At 68.7% G+C, this 17,283-nt stretch carries 17 protein-coding genes; 7 read left to right on the top strand and 10 right to left on the bottom strand.

Annotated elements, in window-relative coordinates:
* Positions 1-30 precede the first annotated feature (30 nt).
* Complete coding sequence (locus tag CPBF1521_RS01920) at positions 31-891, bottom strand: PA4780 family RIO1-like protein kinase (RefSeq protein ID WP_115675730.1); 861 nt, start codon at positions 889-891, stop codon at positions 31-33.
* A gap of 147 nt (positions 892-1,038) precedes the next feature.
* Between CPBF1521_RS01920 and CPBF1521_RS01915 the strand changes: the two genes are divergently transcribed.
* Positions 1,039-1,896 carry an IclR family transcriptional regulator domain-containing protein gene (locus CPBF1521_RS01915; RefSeq protein WP_115675729.1) on the top strand — a complete coding sequence of 286 codons (858 nt, stop codon included), beginning with the start codon at positions 1,039-1,041 and terminating at the stop codon, positions 1,894-1,896.
* Positions 1,897-1,912: 16 nt separating this feature from the next.
* Here CPBF1521_RS01915 and CPBF1521_RS01910 read toward each other — a convergent pair whose 3' ends face one another.
* The 9 genes from CPBF1521_RS01910 to CPBF1521_RS01870 all read right to left on the bottom strand — a co-directional run bounded on the left by CPBF1521_RS01910 (position 1,913) and on the right by CPBF1521_RS01870 (position 10,505).
* Entirely contained in the window at positions 1,913-2,839 is a 927-nt protein-coding gene (locus tag CPBF1521_RS01910) for an alpha/beta hydrolase (RefSeq protein ID WP_181901071.1), read from the bottom strand.
* 265 nt (positions 2,840-3,104) lie between these two features.
* Positions 3,105-3,509, bottom strand: a complete 405-nt coding sequence (pcaC, locus tag CPBF1521_RS01905; RefSeq protein ID WP_104583844.1) for a 4-carboxymuconolactone decarboxylase — start codon at positions 3,507-3,509, stop codon at positions 3,105-3,107.
* 271 nt (positions 3,510-3,780) lie between these two features.
* Positions 3,781-4,569, bottom strand: a complete 789-nt coding sequence (pcaD, locus tag CPBF1521_RS01900; RefSeq protein WP_115675728.1) for a 3-oxoadipate enol-lactonase — start codon at positions 4,567-4,569, stop codon at positions 3,781-3,783.
* A 10-nt stretch (positions 4,570-4,579) separates the two neighbouring features.
* A complete protein-coding gene (locus CPBF1521_RS01895) occupies positions 4,580-5,932 on the bottom strand; it encodes a 3-carboxy-cis,cis-muconate cycloisomerase (RefSeq protein ID WP_115675727.1) in 1,353 nt (450 codons plus the stop codon).
* A 342-nt stretch (positions 5,933-6,274) separates the two neighbouring features.
* Positions 6,275-6,838, bottom strand: a complete 564-nt coding sequence (gene pcaG / locus CPBF1521_RS01890) for a protocatechuate 3,4-dioxygenase subunit alpha (RefSeq protein ID WP_115675726.1) — start codon at positions 6,836-6,838, stop codon at positions 6,275-6,277.
* A 4-nt stretch (positions 6,839-6,842) separates the two neighbouring features.
* The gene (pcaH, locus tag CPBF1521_RS01885) at positions 6,843-7,571 is read right to left on the bottom strand and encodes a protocatechuate 3,4-dioxygenase subunit beta (RefSeq protein WP_115675725.1); all 729 of its coding nucleotides are present in this window, start codon (positions 7,569-7,571) and stop codon (positions 6,843-6,845) included.
* An 80-nt stretch (positions 7,572-7,651) separates the two neighbouring features.
* Positions 7,652-8,860 carry a 3-oxoadipyl-CoA thiolase gene (pcaF, locus tag CPBF1521_RS01880; RefSeq protein WP_115675724.1) on the bottom strand — a complete coding sequence of 403 codons (1,209 nt, stop codon included), beginning with the start codon at positions 8,858-8,860 and terminating at the stop codon, positions 7,652-7,654.
* Positions 8,857-9,645: a CoA-transferase subunit beta gene (locus CPBF1521_RS01875; protein WP_115675723.1), complete on the bottom strand. Its 789-nt coding sequence runs from the start codon at positions 9,643-9,645 to the stop codon at positions 8,857-8,859. Before CPBF1521_RS01875 ends, pcaF begins: the two co-directional genes overlap by 4 nt.
* Positions 9,642-10,505 carry a CoA transferase subunit A gene (locus CPBF1521_RS01870; protein ID WP_115675722.1) on the bottom strand — a complete coding sequence of 288 codons (864 nt, stop codon included), beginning with the start codon at positions 10,503-10,505 and terminating at the stop codon, positions 9,642-9,644. The genes CPBF1521_RS01875 and CPBF1521_RS01870 overlap by 4 nt, the downstream gene beginning before the upstream one ends.
* Before the next feature lie 256 nt (positions 10,506-10,761).
* On the opposite strand from CPBF1521_RS01870, the gene CPBF1521_RS01865 reads away from it, so the two are divergent.
* The 6 genes from CPBF1521_RS01865 to CPBF1521_RS01840 all read left to right on the top strand — a co-directional run bounded on the left by CPBF1521_RS01865 (position 10,762) and on the right by CPBF1521_RS01840 (position 17,262).
* Positions 10,762-11,838: an aromatic ring-hydroxylating dioxygenase subunit alpha gene (locus tag CPBF1521_RS01865; protein WP_115675721.1), complete on the top strand. Its 1,077-nt coding sequence runs from the start codon at positions 10,762-10,764 to the stop codon at positions 11,836-11,838.
* Positions 11,839-11,860: 22 nt separating this feature from the next.
* Positions 11,861-12,664 carry a GntR family transcriptional regulator gene (locus tag CPBF1521_RS01860; RefSeq protein ID WP_115675720.1) on the top strand — a complete coding sequence of 268 codons (804 nt, stop codon included), beginning with the start codon at positions 11,861-11,863 and terminating at the stop codon, positions 12,662-12,664.
* Entirely contained in the window at positions 12,657-13,640 is a 984-nt protein-coding gene (locus CPBF1521_RS01855; RefSeq protein WP_115675719.1) for a PDR/VanB family oxidoreductase, read from the top strand. Before CPBF1521_RS01860 ends, CPBF1521_RS01855 begins: the two co-directional genes overlap by 8 nt.
* A gap of 55 nt (positions 13,641-13,695) precedes the next feature.
* On the top strand, positions 13,696-14,523 hold the full coding sequence (locus tag CPBF1521_RS01850) for a DeoR/GlpR family DNA-binding transcription regulator (RefSeq protein WP_104650580.1): 828 nt from the start codon (positions 13,696-13,698) through the stop codon (positions 14,521-14,523).
* 223 nt (positions 14,524-14,746) lie between these two features.
* Entirely contained in the window at positions 14,747-16,261 is a 1,515-nt protein-coding gene (gene glpD / locus CPBF1521_RS01845; RefSeq protein WP_115676481.1) for a glycerol-3-phosphate dehydrogenase, read from the top strand.
* Between the two features lie 179 nt (positions 16,262-16,440).
* Positions 16,441-17,262, top strand: a complete 822-nt coding sequence (locus CPBF1521_RS01840) for an MIP/aquaporin family protein (RefSeq protein ID WP_104650579.1) — start codon at positions 16,441-16,443, stop codon at positions 17,260-17,262.
* Positions 17,263-17,283: the final 21 nt, after the last annotated feature.

The raw sequence follows: 17,283 nt of genomic DNA, 5'->3' as shown, positions 1-17,283 counted from the left end.
CGCCGACGCGCGCGCCAGGGCAGCGGCAGTCTAGTCGTCGTCCTCGGCAGCGGCCTCGCGGCCCTGCTGACGGATGAGGTTTTCCTGGCGCGCGTCTTCGATCGAGGCGCGGATGGCACGCACGTCGGCCCGGCGGGTGTCGAACTTGAAGCGTCCGGTCAGCACGCTGTCCGGGCGCAACTCACCCTTTTCGAACAGCGCCCACATCTCTTCGCCGTAATGGGTTTCCAGCAGTTCCGGTGCAAACCGTCCCAGGCAATCGCGCAGGTTGTGCACATCGCGCAGCAGCATGTCGCGGGCGGCGTTGTTGCCGGCAGCGCTGACCACCTGCGGGAAGTCGATCAACACCGGGCCCTCGGGCGAGACCAGCACGTTGTATTCGGACAGATCGCCGTGCACCAGGCCCAGCGACAGCATCTTGACCACGTCGCCGATCAGGCTGGCATGGAAGCTGCGCGCCTGTTCCGGTTCCAGGTCCACCTCGCCCAGCCGCGGTGCGCTGTGGCCGGCCTCGTCGGTGACCAGGTCCATCAGCAGCACGCCATGGAAATAGCCGCGCGGCCTGGGCACGTGCACGCTGGCATCCATCAGCTGATAGAGCACCTCGGCTTCGGTGTTCTTCCACGCGGTCTCGGCTTCGCGCCGGCCGAACTTGGTGGCCTTGCCCATCGCGCGCGCCTGGCGGCTGCCACGCACCTTGCGGCCTTCCTGGTACTGCACGCGCGCCTGGAAGCTGCGTTGCGCCATGTCCTTGTAGACCTTGGCGCACAGGATGTCGGCGCCTGTGCTGACCACGTAGACGGATGCTTCCTTGCCGCTCTTCAGTGGTCGCAACACTTCGTCGATGATGCCGTCGTCGATCAGCGGTTGCAGGCCCTTGGGGGTTTTCATGGACTAAGGGGACCGATCCGAAACAAACCAGCAACGATTATGCGGCAACCAGGGTGAAGCGCTTACATGTCCGGGCACAAGCTGCGACCGGGCGCATGCATCGGCGTGAGCGCTTACCATGCATGGACCCCTCCAACCCGCGATCCGATGCCCGAGCCCGCCTCCAGCCGACGCAAACGCCCCACCGCCGTGGCCACCGGCGGTAGCGAACGCGGCCTGCCACACGAGTTGATGCAGCAGATCGCCGCGGCCCAGGGCGACCCGGACTTCATGACCTCGCTGGGCCGCGGGCTGGTGGTGCTGAGCGTGTTCGCCCAGCACGCGCGCGAGGTGACGATGTCGCAGATCAGCCTGGAGACCGGCATCTCGCGTGCGGCGGTGCGGCGGGTACTGCATACCCTGGCCAGGCTGGGCTATGTCGGCGAGCAGGGCCGCGGCTACGTGCTGCTGCCGCGTGTGCTGGGGATCGGCGGCGCCTATGCGGCGTCTTCGTCGATGACGGCGGCGGCGCAGCCGGTGCTGGACGGGCTGCGCGACCAGTTGCACGAATCCTGCTCGCTGGGCGTGCTGGACGGCGACGACCTGCTGTACGTGGCGCGCGCAGAAACGGTGCGCATCATGTCGATTGGGCTGCGCCCGGGCACGCGCCTGCCGGCCTATTGCACCTCGATGGGCCGCGTCCTGTTGGCCGCCCTGCCCGGCGACACCTTGCAGGCGTACCTGGAGCGCACCACGCTGCGCCCGCGCACCGACCGCACCGTGACCCAGGCATCGGCATTGCTGGAGGTGCTGGCACGTACGCGCCGCGAAGGCATGTGCCTGACCGACCAGGAACTGGAAATCGGCCTGCGCTCGATCGCGGTACCGGTGCGCAACCTGCGTGGCGAGGTGATCGCCGCGCTCAACATCGGCGCCCAGGCCGGGCGCGTGAGCCTGCAGACGATGCAGACGCTGCTGGAGCCGTTGAAGCAGGCGGCGCAGCGGCTGGGCGCGCTGTTGAGCTAGCGGGCTGCCGGCGCGCTCAGCGCGGCCGGCGCAGGAAGCTCACCACCGCATCCACCCAGGCGGCATGGGTGTCCTCGACATGTGCCACGTGATCGGCGTGCGGCAGCGTGACCCAGCTGCGGTCTTGGCTGCGCAGACGTGCGTATAGATGCGCGTTGTCCGCCTGGGTCGCGATGGGATCGTCGACGCCACGCAGCAGCAGGACCGGCAGCGTGGTCACCTGCTCCGGCTGGAAGGCGAACTGCTCCATGGCGCGCCAGTCGGTGCGCACCGGGTCGGCCGACACCGCCTGCGCTACATAGGCCGCACGCACGCCGGGCGGGGCGGCGTTGGCGGTGATGAAATCCTCGCCGGCCGCCGCGGCCGTGGTGCGCGCACGCACTGGCTGCGCAGGCGCCGGGGTGGCGTCGGGGGCTGCGTCGACATCGTCCGGGAAGCCGTACAGCACCAACGCCGACACTGCCTGCGGGTGTTGCTGGCCGATCAGCAGCGCCACCCGCGCGCCATTGGAATAACCGAGCAACGCCGGCGCCGGCAGCTGCGGGTGCTGACGGGCCACCCAGGCCAGCACCGCACTGACATCGGCCACCGCGCGCGCGGGCGTGTTCCAGCCGCTGGGATCGCGCGCACTGCCGCCATAGCCGCGCAGGTCCACCGCGTAGGCGGCATAGCCGGCCTGCGCCAATGCCGCCAGCACCGAGCGCGCATCGCGCGGTTCGTCGGGAACCTGCAGGTCGAAATTGGGCAACGCACTCCAGGTGCGCCCATGCACCAGCAGGATCGTGCCGCGCGGCTGCGCCGGGACGCGCGACCACACCGCCAGCGTCTGGCCATCGTCGGCGCGCACCTGCGCCAGGCGGGTCCCGGGCCCGGGATGCGGTCGTGCCTGCAGCCCGGAGGCGGCGAGCAGCAGCAAGAGCAGGCAAACGGTACGCAGCAGCATCGGCAACCTCGTGGGGAATGTCCTGTGCGACCGGAAGCGGTTGTCGGTCGCCGCATGTCCATCATCCCGTCGTCGATGGGCGATGTCATCACCGGCCGTTGTGCTCACGGCGCCGCCAGCACGCAACCAGATGCATTGCGTCTGCATTCTTGCCGCACCTGCGCTGCTGGCCTAGCAGCGGCACGCCATCCGAACCGATCGCGGTGCATCGCCGCCTGGCGCGCCAGCGACGCGTGCCTGCTGCACTCGCGCGTCGCCGTGGTTGTCAGCCTTCGCTTGCCGGCCCTGCGTCGCCCGCCTGCTCCTCGAGGATGGGCTTGGCCAGCGCAAAGGCATGGTTGGCGGCCGGCACGCCGCAATAGACCGCGGCCTGCAGCAACACTTCCTTGATCTGCTCGGGGGTGACGCCGTTGTTGCGCGCGGCGCGCACGTGCAGCTTGAATTCCTCGTCGTGGCCCAGCGCGACCATCATCGCCAGGGTCAGCAGCGAACGGGTGTGTGCGGGCAGGCCATCGCGGGTCCAGATGGTGCCCCAGGCATAGCGGGTGATCAGCGCCTGGAACTCGTCGGTGAACGCGGTGCGTGCGGCCAGCGAGCGCTCGACATGCGCATCGCCCAGGACGCGTCGGCGCTCGCGCAGACCTGCCTGGTAACGCTCGTCTTCGTGCATCGGAGTTCTCCTGCGTGGGAATGGGGAATGGGGAATGGGGAATGGGGAATCGGGAATCGGGAATCGGGACGTTGCACATCACCTGCGGCCGCAGGGTAGGCGCTGACGTGTCAGGTGCATGGGTCGCCGTCGACGTTGCCGACCTGGTGCGGCATGCATGGGTCAGCTGGGCACAGATGCAAGCTACGACCGGGAATGCCGAGCGTCGCACCTGCCGGATCGAGGTGCCGGCTTCGCGCGTGGGGCAACTGCCTGGCTGGCCGTGCGAGGGTCACACGTGGTCGGCCTGCAGAAAGCCCAGCACGCTGTCGTTGAAGGCGGCCGGCGATTCGAGGTTGCAGATATGCCGGCCGGGCACCTGCGCGTAGTGGCCGCGTGGGGCGGCATAGGCGATCTCGCGCAGATCGGCCGGCGGACAGACCGGATCGTCGTCGCCGGCCAGTGCGAGCAGTGGCAGTTCCAGGGTGTCGAGCGCGCCGCGGAAGTCGGCGTCGGCCACCGCCTGGCAGCAGGCGATGTAGCCCTGCGGCGAGGTCGACACGAAGGCGGCCACGATCATGTCCAGGCGCTGCGCATGGCGGTTGGCAAATGGCGGTGTGAACCAGCGCTGCAAGGTGGCATCGACCAGCCCCGGCAGGCCTTCGCTGCGCACCTGTTCGATCCGCGCGTTCCAGCTCTGGCTGCTGCCGATCTTCTGCGCGGTGGCGCACACCACCAGCCGGCGCAGGCGCTGCGGCGCATGCAGGCCCAGCCATTGCCCGGTGAGTCCGCCGATCGACAGGCCGCAGAAGTCGCTCTGCGCGATCTGCAACGCATCCCACAACGCCAGCACGTCCTGGCCCAGGTCGGCAACGCGGTACGGGCCGGGCGGCGTGTCCGAATCGCCATGGCCGCGGCGGTCATAGCGCAGGATGCGGTAATACGGCGCAAACGCGGCGATCTGCGCGTCCCACATGTGCAGGTCGGTGCCCAGGGAATTGCAGAAGGTCAGCCAGGGGCGGCCTTCGGTGCCGTCGAGACGGTAATGCAGGCGATGCGTGGGCAACTGGAGATAAGCCATCGGAGCACCGTCAGCGGGATGAGGAACCGGCCAGCACGCGATCGATCCAGACCGAGGACATGCCGCGCCAGCTGTCCACATCGAACACCGCCTGCAGTTGCGCCTGCGTGAGCACCGCGCCCACCTGCGCGTCGTCACCGAGCACCTCGCGCAGATGGCGCTGCTGCGCCTGTGCACGCGCCACCGCGCGCTCGACCAGCGCATGCGCCTGCGCCTTGCCGAGCCTTGGTGCCAGCGCGAACACCGCCGCCTCGGCATACAGCGCGCCGCCATGGCTGTGCAGGTGCGCGCGCATGGCGGCGCGATCCAGTTGCAGGTCGGCCAGGCAGGCCTGCATCTGCGCCAGGCTGCCGGCGGTCAGGCACACGATCTGCGGCAAGGTCTCCCATTCGGCATGCCATTGCCCGGCGGCGCGTTCGTGCGGCTGCGCCATCGCGCTGAACAGGGTCGCGACCAGGCCGGGCACGCGCGTGGCGGCGGCAACCGCGGCGACGCTGGAGACCGGGTTGCGCTTGTGCGGCATCGCCGAGGAGCCACCCTTGCCAGCCGCGGCCGGCTCGAACACTTCGCCGACTTCCGACTGCATCAGCAGCACCACGTCGCCACCGATCTTGCCCAGGGTGCCGGCCAGCAGGCCGAACGCACAGCCAACCTCGACCAGGCGATCGCGGGCGGTATGCCACGGCAACGCGGGCAGCGGCAGCGCCAGCGTGGTTGCCAGCGCCTGGGCGACAGCGAGACCGCGCTCCTGCAACGACGCCAGCGTGCCGGCCGCACCGCCGAACTGCAGCACCAGGCCATCACGTTGCAGGACCTGCAGGCGGTGGTGCGCGCGCTGCAGCGCATCCAGCCAGCCGGCGACCTTGAGCCCGAGGGTGACCGGCACCGCCTGCTGCAATAAGGTACGACCAGGCAGGCCGGTGTTGCGTTCGCGTTCGGCCAGCGTAGCCAGCTCGGCGCACAGGCCTTGCAGGCGCGGCAGCAGCAGGTCGAGCGCGGCACGCAGCTGCAGCACGGTGCCGGTGTCGATGACGTCCTGGCTGGTGGCGCCCCAGTGCACCCAGCGCGCGGCCTGCGCATCGTGGGCGGCCAAGCGCGCGGTCAGCGCCTTGACCAGCGGAATGGCGGGGTTGCCGGCAAGTCCGGTGGCCTGGGCCAGCGCGGCCAGATCGTAATGCTGCACGTCGCAGGCGGCCGCAATGGCCTGGGCGGCCTCGGCGGGAATCACGTCGCATTGCGCCTGCGCGCGGGCGAGCGCGGATTCGAATTGCAGCATCGCCTGCACGCGCGCCGCATCGTCGAACAATGCGTCGCAGGCAGGTTCGCCAAACAGGGATCCCAGCAGGGAAGACGTCGCAGTCATGCATGGCCTCTGGTGGCGTGCCGGCAGCATGGCACCGATGCGCGGGAGTGCCAACTGGCGTGCGCGGTGGGGCGTGGTGCAAACGCAGGTGTGCGTGGCGTGCACACGTATTTGTCTGGCATGGTCATGCGCGCGGCCTGCGTGTTTCGCCAATGCAACTGACCCTGCGGATCACGGCGCCGCGCGCCGGTCACGTGCCGATCGCGACGGGTCGTCGACGGCATCGCGTATTGCCACGTGGTTGCTTGCCGCGCTGCATCTGCGTGCAGCGTCTGCACGCGGATGCAGGCGTCGTGCTCATGCGGACACATCGCAGCAGCCAACAGCGCGCCGACGATGCGATCAATAGTGGAAGAACACGGTTTCTGCATCACCCTGCATATGAATGTCCCACACGTAGTCGCTGCCGCCACGCGACTGGGCCAGCAGCGTACCGCGACGTTCTGCCGGCACCAGGGCCAGGATGGGATCGCTGCCCAGCTGCGGGTCGTCGGCGAAGTACAGCCGCGTCGACACGCCGCGCAACAGGCCGCGCATGAACACCAGCACGGTCAGATGCGCGGCCTGCGGCACGCCGCCGGGGCCAGCGACCCGGCCCGGCTTGATGGTGCTGAAGGAAAAACGCCCCTGCGCGTCGGTCGGCACGCGGCCCCAGCCATCGAAGCCGGGATCGTGCGCCTCGCAGCGTGCGTCGGCGGCATGCGCATAGATGCCGGCCGCGTCGGCTTGCCACAGTTCCAGCACCGCATCGGCCACCGGGCTGCCGGCGCCGTCGAAGACGCAACCGCTGACCCGCACCTGCGTGCCTGCGGCCTGCGCAGGCGCGAGCTGCGCGCGATACAGCGGCTCCAGCCCGAGCCGGTAGTACGGGCCAACAGTTTGCGACGGGGTGGTGTGCAGGCTCATCGATTCACTCCCAGACCGTCTGCTTGCGGCCGCGCAACACGATGTCGAAGCGGTAGGCCAGCGCGTATTCGCTCACCGCGTTTTCCCAGTCGAAGCGGGACACCATGCGTTCGCGCGCCAGCGCATCGTCCACGCAGTTGTAGATCGGGTCGTGTGCCAGCAGCGGGTCGCCGGGGAAATACATCTGGGTGATCAGCCGCTGCCCGATGCCATCGCCATGCAGCGAAAAATGGATATGCGCCGGCCGCCAGGCGTTGTAGTGATTGCGCCACGGATACGCGCCCGGCTTGATGGTCTTGAATGCATAGCGGCCGTGGTCGTCGGTGAGCACCTGGCCGGTACCGCGGAAGTTGGGGTCCAGCGGTGCGTCGTGCCGATCGCCGGCATGTTGATAGCGGCCAGCGGCATTGCATTGCCACACCTCCACCACGCTGTTGCGCACCGGCTTGCCGTTTTCGTCGAGCACGCGGCCGGACACGATGATGCGCTCGCCCAGCGGCTCGCCCGCAAAGCCGGCAGTGAGGTCGGCCGCATGCGCGCCCAGGGTGAGCCGATTCAACTGCGGCCCGGTGACTTCCGACAGCGTGGCCGGGATCTCGATTGGCGCGCGCGTGGGCCCGCGCAATGCGGTGGATGCGTAGGGTGGATGCAGGTAGGCCGGCTGCGTGCCGATCCGCGGCCGGCGATAGCCGAGCAGCGGATCGATCGACGTGTCAGAGCTGGGGTCGCGCATGCGGGATCTCCATCGGTTGCGCTACGGCAGGATCAAAACGTGGGTGTGCGGTCTTGGCGGCGGCGGTTGCAATCGGCGCACTACACGCGCTCGATTGCCAGCGCCACGCCCTGGCCCACCCCGATGCACATGCTGGCCAGCCCGAGCCGCCCGTCGACCGCTTCCAGTTGTCGCAACAATGTCAGTGCCAGCCGCGCGCCGCTCATGCCCAGGGGATGGCCCAGCGCGATGGCGCCGCCATTGGCGTTGACGTGCGCGGCATCGTCGGCCAGGCCGAACGCGCGCGTGCAGGCCAGCACCTGCGCGGCGAAGGCTTCGTTGAGTTCGATCGCATCGAACTGCGCAATGCCCAGGCCCAGGCGTGCCAGCAGGCGCTGCGTGGCCGGCACCGGGCCGATCCCCATGTAGGCCGGCTCCACACCCGCCGAGGCGAAGCCGAGCACGCGTGCGCGCGGGGTCAGCCCATGCGCGCGCACGGCCTGCTCGGATGCCAGCAACATGGCGGCAGCGCCATCGTTGAGACCGGACGCATTGCCGGCCGTCACCGTGCCGGGCTGGCGGAACACCGGCTTGAGCTTGGCCAGCATCTCGGCGGTGGTGTTCGGGCGTGGATGCTCGTCGCGATCGACAGCGGTCGCCTCGCCCCCTTTGCGTGCGGTCACGGACACCGGGGTGATCTCCCCCTCGAAAAATCCCGCTGCCTGTGCGGCGGCGGCGCGTTGCTGGCTACGCAGCGCGAACGCATCCTGGTCTTCGCGCGCGATGGCGTGGCGCTGGGCGACGTTTTCGGCGGTTTCGCCCATCAGCTCCACGCCATAGGCACCCTGCAGACGCGGATTGACGAACCGCCAGCCCATCGTGGTGTCTTCCAGCTGTTGCGTGCGCGCGAACGCGCTCTCGGCCTTGCCCATGACCCAGGGCGCGCGCGTCATCGATTCGACCCCGCCGGCGATCGCCAGCCCCAGTTCGCCGGCACGGATGCCGCGCGCCACGGTGCCGACCGCGTCCAGCCCGGAACCGCACAGGCGATTGAGCGTGCTGCCCGGCACCGAGCTGGGCAAGCCCGCCAGCAGCAGGCTCATACGCGCGACATTGCGATTGTCTTCGCCCGCCTGGTTGGCGCAGCCCAGATACACGTCGTCGATCAGCGCCGGCTCCAGCTGCGGATTGCGTGCCATCAACGCGGCGATCGGGACCGCGCCCAGGTCGTCGGCGCGCACCCCTGCCAGGGCGCCGCCGTAGCGGCCGATCGGCGTGCGGATGCCATCGATCAGATAGACCGCGCTCACGCCTCGGCTCCGGCTGCCTGTTTGCCGTGCGCCGCGTCGGTGCGTGCCTGCAGCGCGCGCAGTGCCTGCAATTCTGCGGCACTGGGCGGCGTGGTCTGCGCCAGAGCGTCGGCAAAGCGGATCGGCCAGCCGGTGGCCGCGCGCACCTGTTCGCGGGTGCTGCCGGGATGCAGCGCGGTGACGGTGAGTTCGCGGGTCACGGGGTCGGGCTCCATCACGCACAGGTCGGTGACGACCACGCTGGGGCCGGCGCCGGGCAGGCCGGCACGCTGCCGCGCATCGCCACCGTCCAGATGCCCGACCGTGGTGACGAAGTCCAGCGCGGGCACGAAGCTGCGTGTGGATTGGCGCATGATGATGAACACCTGCTTGGCGCTGGCCGCGATCTCCGGTGCCCCGCCTGCGCCGGGCAGCCGCGTCCTGGGCGCCGCGTACGGGCCGATCACAGTGGTGTTGAGGTTGGCATGGCGATCGATCTGCGCCGCGCCCAGGAAGCCCACGTCCACGCGGCCACCCTGCAGCCAGTAGCGGAAGATCTCCGGCGTGGAGACCACGGTGTCGGCGGTGTCGGCCAGTTCGCCGTCGCCGATCGACAACGGCAGCACATCCGGGCGCGCGCCGATCGGGCCGGATTCGTAGATCAGGGTGACATCCGGCGCATGCGTCAGCCGCGCCAGGTTGGCGGCCGTGGACGGCAGGCCGATGCCGACAAAGCACACCGCGCCATCGGGCAGGCGCCGCGCCGCCGCCACGGTCATCATCTCGTTGGTGCTGTAGTCGCTCATGCGGCCACCTGCAGCAGCGAGTGCGCGTACACGCGCTGGAACGCTGCGAAATCGTCGGTGTCGAGAATGTGCGTCTGGATCCAGGCCTGGAAGCGTGCGCGGTCGCGCGCGATGGCATCCCAGGCCAGATAGAAGCGGTTGTCGCGGGCGTAATAGCCATGCGCGTACGAGGGCGCGGCGCCACCGGGCACGTGGCAGACCGCATCGACCACCCAGCGCGGCAGGATGCAGGCGTTGGGCGGCGCCTCCAGCGTGTCGACGATTTCTTCCACCGTCACGATCACCTTGCGCGCGGCCAGCGCGGCCTCTTTCTGCACACCCAGGATGCCCCACAGCAGCACATTGCCGCGGCGGTCGGCCTGCTGCGCATGGATCACGGTGACATCGGGGTTGACCGCCGGCGTGGTGGCCAGCGTCTCACCCGTGTAGGGGCATTGCAGGAAGCGGATGCTGTCGTTGACGCGCGGCAGGTCCGAGCCGACGTACCCGCGCAGCACCGCGAACGGCAGGCCCGAGGCACCGGCCACGTAGGCATTGGCCATGTCGGCATGGCTGTGTTCGCGGATCTGCAGCGGCTGCGGCCAGCCGCGTTCGACCGCATCGCGCAACCGGTGCAGCGAGCCGACGCCGGGATTGCCACCCCAGGAAAACCGCAATGCCGATGCGCAGCCGGCGCCGATCAGCTGGTCGTAGATCAGGTCCGGGGTCATGCGCACCAGGCGCAGGTCGCGCTTGCGCTGGCGGATCACCTCATGGCCGGCCGCATGCGGGATCAGGTGGGTGAAGCCTTCCATCGCCACGCAGTCGCCATCGGCGATCAGCTGGGACACTGCTTCTGAAATGGGGACGATCTGGGCCATTGCCTGGGTCCTGCGCAGCGAGCGTGTGGTCACGTTAGGCGCAGCTGTACGGCCCGGTCAATGCGATTATCGGTGCATCAATTCGATAATCGCACAATTTCGCTGCGCGACTGAAGCTCCAACATTGTCTCCGGTGTATACATAACTTCGCTTGCAAGCAGACGCCAGCGCTGGCATGGGTGTCAACTGGTTGCCAGCCGGCGCCCCACTGCCGATCCGCACCCCAGGTTGTATACAAACCCCAGGAGTCACGGTCATGTCCCAGTCCAAGCAGCTGTTTCCCCTCAACGCGTGGTATGCCGTCGCCTGGGACCACGAGATCAAGCACGCGCTGACCCCGCGCAAGGTCTGCAACCTGGATGTGGTGGTCTACCGCAGCACCGCAGGGACGGTGATCGCGCTCGAAGATGCGTGCTGGCATCGCCTGGTGCCGCTGTCGATGGGCAAGCTGCGCGGCGACGATGTGGTGTGCGGGTATCACGGGCTGGTCTACAACAGCCAGGGCCGCTGCGTGCACATGCCCTCGCAGGAGACCATCAATCCCTCTGCGTGCGTACGCAGTTTTCCGGTGGCCGAGAAGCATCGCTATGTGTGGATCTGGCCGGGCGACCCGGCGCAGGCCGACACCCGCCTGATTCCCGACCTGCACTGGGCGCACGACCCCGCCTGGGCCGGCGATGGCCGCACCATCTACGCCAAGTGCGACTACCGGCTGGTGCTGGACAACCTGATGGACCTGACCCACGAGACCTTCGTGCATGGCTCCAGCATCGGCCAGGACGAGATCGCCGAAGCGCCGTTCGAGGTGATGCATGGCGACCGCTCGGTGGTGGTGTCGCGCTGGATGCGCAATATCGACGCGCCACCGTTCTGGGCCAGCCAGATCGCGCGCCATCTGGATTACCGCGGCAAGGTCGACCGCTGGCAGATCATCCGCTTCGAAGCGCCCGGCACCATCGCCATCGATGTCGGCGTGGCCATCGCCGGCACCGGCGCGCCGGAGGGCGACCGCAGCCAGGGCGTCAACGGCTACGTGCTCAATACCATCACGCCCGAAACCGACACCACCTGCCACTACTTCTGGGCGTTCATGCGCAACTACGCGCTGCACGATCAATCCCTGACCACGCTCACCCGTGCAGGCGTCACCGGCGTGTTCGGCGAGGACGAGGCGGTGCTGGAGGCGCAGCAACGCGCCATCGACGCGCATCCGGATCACACCTTCTACAACCTCAACGTCGATGCCGGCGGGATGTGGGCACGCCGCGTGATCGACCGGCTGATCGCCCAGGAACAGCGCGCGCAGGAACTGTCGCTGCGCATGGTGGGCTGAGGCAGCGCGCCGGGAGCTCCGTATGTCGCCCACCACGCCGTTTCGCAGCAGTGCCGCGCAGACCACGCGTGCGCTGCTGTCGCTACGCGAACTGATCCTCGACGGCACCCTGCCCGCCGGAACGCGCCTGTCCGAGCTGGCGGTGGTGCAGCGGCTGGGCATGTCGCGCACCCCGGTACGCGCGGCATTGCAGCGGCTGTGCGAGGAAGGCCTGGCCAGCCCACTGCCGGGCGGCGGCTATGCGGTGCAGGCCTTCAGCGAACGCGACGTGCACGATGCGATCGAACTGCGCGGCACGCTCGAAGGCCTGGCCGCGCGCATCGCGGCCGAACGCGGCGCATCGGCCGCGGCACTGGCCCAGGCACGCCAGTTGCTGGACACGCTCGACGGCATCGTCGGCCCGCCGCTGCAGGCCATCGACTTCAGCGCGTACGTGCAGGCCAATGCGCAGTTCCACGCGCTGCTGGTGGCCATGGCCGGCAGCGATGTGCTGGGCCGCGAACTCACCCGCGTGCTGCAGCTGCCGTTCGCCTCGCCCAACAGCCTGGTCATGGCGCAGACCACCAGCACCGAGGCGCGGCTGATCCTGACCCTGGCGCAGGACCAGCACCGCGAAATCATCGCCGCCATCGAGGACCGCCAGGGCGCGCGTGCCGAAGCGCTGATGCGCGAACACGCACGGCTGGCCCATCGCAATCTGCGCCACGTGCTGCAGACCCCGGCGGCGATCACCCGGGTGCGCGGTGGTGCATTGATCGGCCGCGCCCATCCCGCCACCGCTGGCAGCAGCCAGCCCGCCCTTCTGCCTGGAGTTCCCCATGCGTAAAGACACCCAGTGGCACCGCGCCCATGTCGTCAGCATCGCCGATGCCTGCGAGGGCGTGCGCGAGATCGTGCTCGACCCGGGCACCGCGGCACGCGGCTTCGAGGTCGGCAGCCATCTGGATTTTCGCCTGCAGCTGTATGGCCGCGCCGACGTGCGCTCGTACTCGCTGGTGGGCGAGCCGCGTGCCGACGGCTACTACCAGATCGCGGTACGGCAGATGCCCGACAGCCGTGGCGGCTCGCGGCACATGTGGACGCTGCAGCCCGGCGATGTGGTGGAGATCTCCCCGCCCAGCAACAACTTCGCGCTGGATGAAGGCGGCGAGGAGATCCTGCTGATCGCCGGCGGGATCGGCATCACCCCGATCATCGGCATGGCGCAGCGGCTGGCGCGCCGCCACCGCGCGTTCCGCCTGCTCTATGTCGGACGTACGCGCCGTGCAATGGCCTATGTCGACGAACTGGAAGCGCTGCTCGGCGAGCGCCTGCAACTGCACTGCGACGACGATGCCGGCCGGCCGGAGCTTGCTGCCGAGCTGGCGCGGCTGTCGCCCATTGCCGAGGTGTACGTGTGCGGCCCGCTCGGCATGCTCGAAGCGGTGCGCCAGCACTGGCACGCGGCCGGGCGTTCGCGCGCGCGGCTGCATTTCGAAACCTTCGGCAACAGCGGGCGGGTGCCGGCGCAGGCCTTCGTGGTCAAGCTGCCCGGGCTCGCGCTGGAAGTGCCGGTGGCCGAGAACGAATCGATGCTGGATGCACTGGCCGACGCCGGGGTGGAGCTGATCGCCGAATGCCGGCGTGGCGAATGCGGGCTGTGCGCGGTCGAGGTGCTGGACAGCGCGGCCGATATCGATCACCGCGATGTGTTCTTCAGCGACGAACAGCGCCGCGAGAACCGCAAGCTGTGCGCCTGCGTCTCGCGCGCGGTGGGCGGCAGCATCACCATCGATACCGGCTACCGGGGCGAGCTGGGCTGAGCGCGGCCATCGACACGCCGGCGCTCACGCGGCGCGTGTTTGCATCCTCACGCGCATGCGCGATCATCTGCGCATGGAGTCGACTCACTACAGGACGGTCCCGGCGCCGGCACTCAACCCGCGCCAGGAACAATTGGTGGCATTGGTGCGGCAGCAGGGCTTTGCCGAGGTGGAAGGGCTGGCAACGCGCTTCGAGGTGACGCCGCAGACCATCCGGCGCGACCTGACCCTGCTGTGCGATGCCGGCGTGCTGCGCCGCTATCACGGTGGCGTCAGCATGCCCTCGAGCGTGGAGAACCTGGCCTACACCGCGCGCAAGGCGCTGCAGGCGCGCGAGAAACAGCACATCGCCGCGCAGGTCGCCCGCTTCATCCCCGACGATGCCTCGCTGTTCATCAACCTGGGCACCACCAACGAAGAGGTCGCGCGCGCCTTGCTGCAGCACCGGGGCCTGCGCGTGATCACCAACAACCTCAATGTGGCGGTGATGCTCAGCGCCAATCCCAGCTTCGAGGTGATCGTGGCCGGCGGCGTGGTGCGCGGGCGCGACCAGGGCGTGACCGGCGAGGCGACGGTGGAGCTGATCCGGCAGTTCAAGGTGGACTTCGGGGTGATCGGCATTTCCGGCATCGACCTGGATGGCACCTTGCTGGACTTCGACTACCAGGAAGTACGCGTGGCCCAGGCCATCATCGAACACTCGCGGCAGGTGTTGCTGGCCGCCGACCACAGCAAGTTCGGCCGCAACGCCATGGTGCGACTGGGCGCAATCGCCCAGGTGCACGACTGGTTCACCGACCGGCCGCCGCCGCAGGAGCTGGCCGCCGTGCTGGCCGAGGCCGGTACCCGCGTGCATCTGGCCGCACCCGGCAACGCCGGCTGAGCCGATTGTTCGTTTGTGTGCGTTTGCGGAATGCACACCCCGATTGAATCGCCCGATCGATCCACCCTGACGATCGGATTTGAGTTCCCGATAGGCTCAAACATTGCAAAGTTGCCCGCAGCCCGGGCGTCGCAGCTCTTCACGTTCCAAAAAGGTTTGATGTTCGAATATGTTCGAACATGACAACTTGGGTTCGCTCCTGCGCGCCCGGACGGAGACACCGATGGGCGAGACATACGATCTTCTGGTGATAGGCGGCGGCATCAACGGGGTCGGCATCGCCCGCGATGCGGCCGGGCGTGGCCTGTCGGTGTGCCTGTGCGAGCAGGACGACCTGGCCGCGCATACCAGCAGCGCCAGCACCAAGCTCATTCACGGCGGCCTGCGCTACCTGGAGCAGTACGAGTTCGCACTGGTCGGCAAGGCGCTGGCCGAGCGCGAAGTGCTGCTGCGGCTGGCCCCGCACATCATCTGGCCGCTGCGCTTCCTGCTGCCGCATCAACCGCATCTGCGCCCGGCCTGGATGATTCGCGCCGGCCTGTTCCTGTACGACCATCTCGGCGGCAGCAAGCGCAGCCTGCCGCGCTCGCGCCGGCTGTCGCTGCGCACGCACCCGGTCGGCCAGCCGCTGCAGGAATCGCTGCGCACCGGCTTTGTCTATTCCGATGCCTGGGTGCAGGACGCGCGGCTGGTGGTGCTCAACGCGATGGACGCCGCCAGGCGCGGTGCCCAGATCCGCACGCGCACGCGCTGTGTCGGTGCCTGGCGCGATGCGGGCTTCTGGTACGCCGAACTGGAAGACCGCGACGGCCGCCGCCGCACCGTGCAGGCGCGCGCGCTCGCCAATGCGGCCGGGCCGTGGGCGGTGTCGTTCCTGGACAAGGTCGCCGCGGTGCCGCACAAGCACGCACTGCGCCTGGTCAAGGGCAGCCATATCGTGGTGCCAAAACTGTTCGACCACGACCATGCGTACATCTTTCAGCAACCGGATCGGCGCATCGTGTTCGCCATTCCGTACGAGCACGACTTCACCCTGATCGGCACCACCGACGTGGATTACCAGGCCGACCCCGCCGCACCCAGCATCGATGCGGCCGAGGTGCAGTACCTGTGCGAGGCGGTGAACCTGTATTTCCAGCAGCAGATCACCCCTGCCGACGTGGCGTGGAGCTATAGCGGCGTGCGCCCGCTGCTCGACGATGCGGAGGACAACGCCGCCGAAGTCACCCGCGATTACCAGCTGGAAGTGCTCACCGACGGCGCACCATTGCTCAACGTCTTCGGCGGCAAGCTGACCACCTATCGCAAGCTGGCCGAAGAAGCGGTCGACCGCCTGACCCAGGCACTGGGTGCCCGCAAGCCGGCATGGACCGCGCGCGGCGATGCGTTGCCCGGCGGCGAACAGCGCGATATCGCCAGCCTGCTCGAACGCGTGCGCACGGCACGCCCGTGGCTGCCGGCACCCACCGCGCAGCGGCTGGTGCGCAACTACGGCACCTGCGCGGAGCAGCTGCTGGGCGATGCGCAGGATATCGCGGCATTGGGCACGCACTTCGGTGCCGATTTGTACCAGGCCGAGGTGGACTACCTGTGCGCCCACGAGTGGGCCGTGACCGCCGACGACATCCTGTGGCGCCGCAGCAAACTCGGTCTGCGCATCGACGCGGCCGGGCGCGCGCGCCTGGAAGCGTACCTGCAGACGCAATCGGTCCGGCAAGCGGACGTCGTGCCGGCCTGATCGAACCGCGTTGCCGGCGAGGACGGGTCGTTCGGCAACGTATCCTGGCGCATTCGCCGGCATCATCCTGAGTCACGTGGAGGGCACCCCCAGATGAGCATTACCCAGCACCCCTGCGCGCCGATGCGCGCATCGCACCATCCTGCCTGCGTCGTCGCCCTCGGCATGGGGTCGCGCGCATGAGCCGCCAACTGGTGGGTGAGTTGATTTCCGAAGCGGTGGCGATGTTCATCATCATCGCGCTCGGCGATTCGGTCGCGGCCATGTACGTCCTCTACGATCCCAGCCCGTACCAGAACGCCTATTGGGGCGTCTGCATCGCCTGGGGCCTGGCGGTGACGCTGGCGATCTATGTCACCGGCTCGGTGTCCGGCACGCATGCCAATCCGGCAGTGACGCTGGCGCTGGCATTGTTCCGCGGGTTCTCCTGGAAGAAGGTGCTGCCGTACTGGGGCGCGCAGGTGATCGGTGCGTTCCTGGGCGCGGCCATCGTCTACCAGTTGTATGGCCCGGTGATCGACCACTACAACCAGGTGCAGCAGCTCACCCGCGAAGCCGGTGGCGCCGCCGGGGTGTTCTTCACCGCCCCCGGCCTTGCGGTCACGCCGATGCATGCGCTGGTCGACCAGATCATCATCACCGCGTTCCTGATCTTCGGCATCTTCGCCATCACCGAGCAGTTCAACGAAGCTGCGCCGACCGCCAATTCCGGCGCGCTGATGATCGGCCTGCTGGTGGCCACGCTGGGCGCATCGATGGGCTATCTGGAAGCCTGGGCGATGAATCCGGCGCGCGACTTCGGCCCGCGCCTGTTCGCCTACCTTGCCGGTTGGGGCGAAGCCGCCTTGCCGGCCAAGGACAACTACTGGTGGATCCCCATCGTCGGCCCGTTGATCGGCGGGCCGATCGGCGCGCTTGCCTACCAGTGGCTGATCCTGCCGTTCCTGCCGGCACGCGTGCGCCACCTGCAAGGCGGCAAAGCGCCGCTCGATCCGCGCTGACTGCGCTGCTGCACGACTGAC

This window comes from Xanthomonas euroxanthea, assembly GCF_900476395.1.
Classification (GTDB): domain Bacteria; phylum Pseudomonadota; class Gammaproteobacteria; order Xanthomonadales; family Xanthomonadaceae; genus Xanthomonas; species Xanthomonas euroxanthea.
The sequence above is the reverse complement of the archived record's forward strand: the minus strand, read 5'-3'. Positions and strand labels throughout refer to the sequence as shown.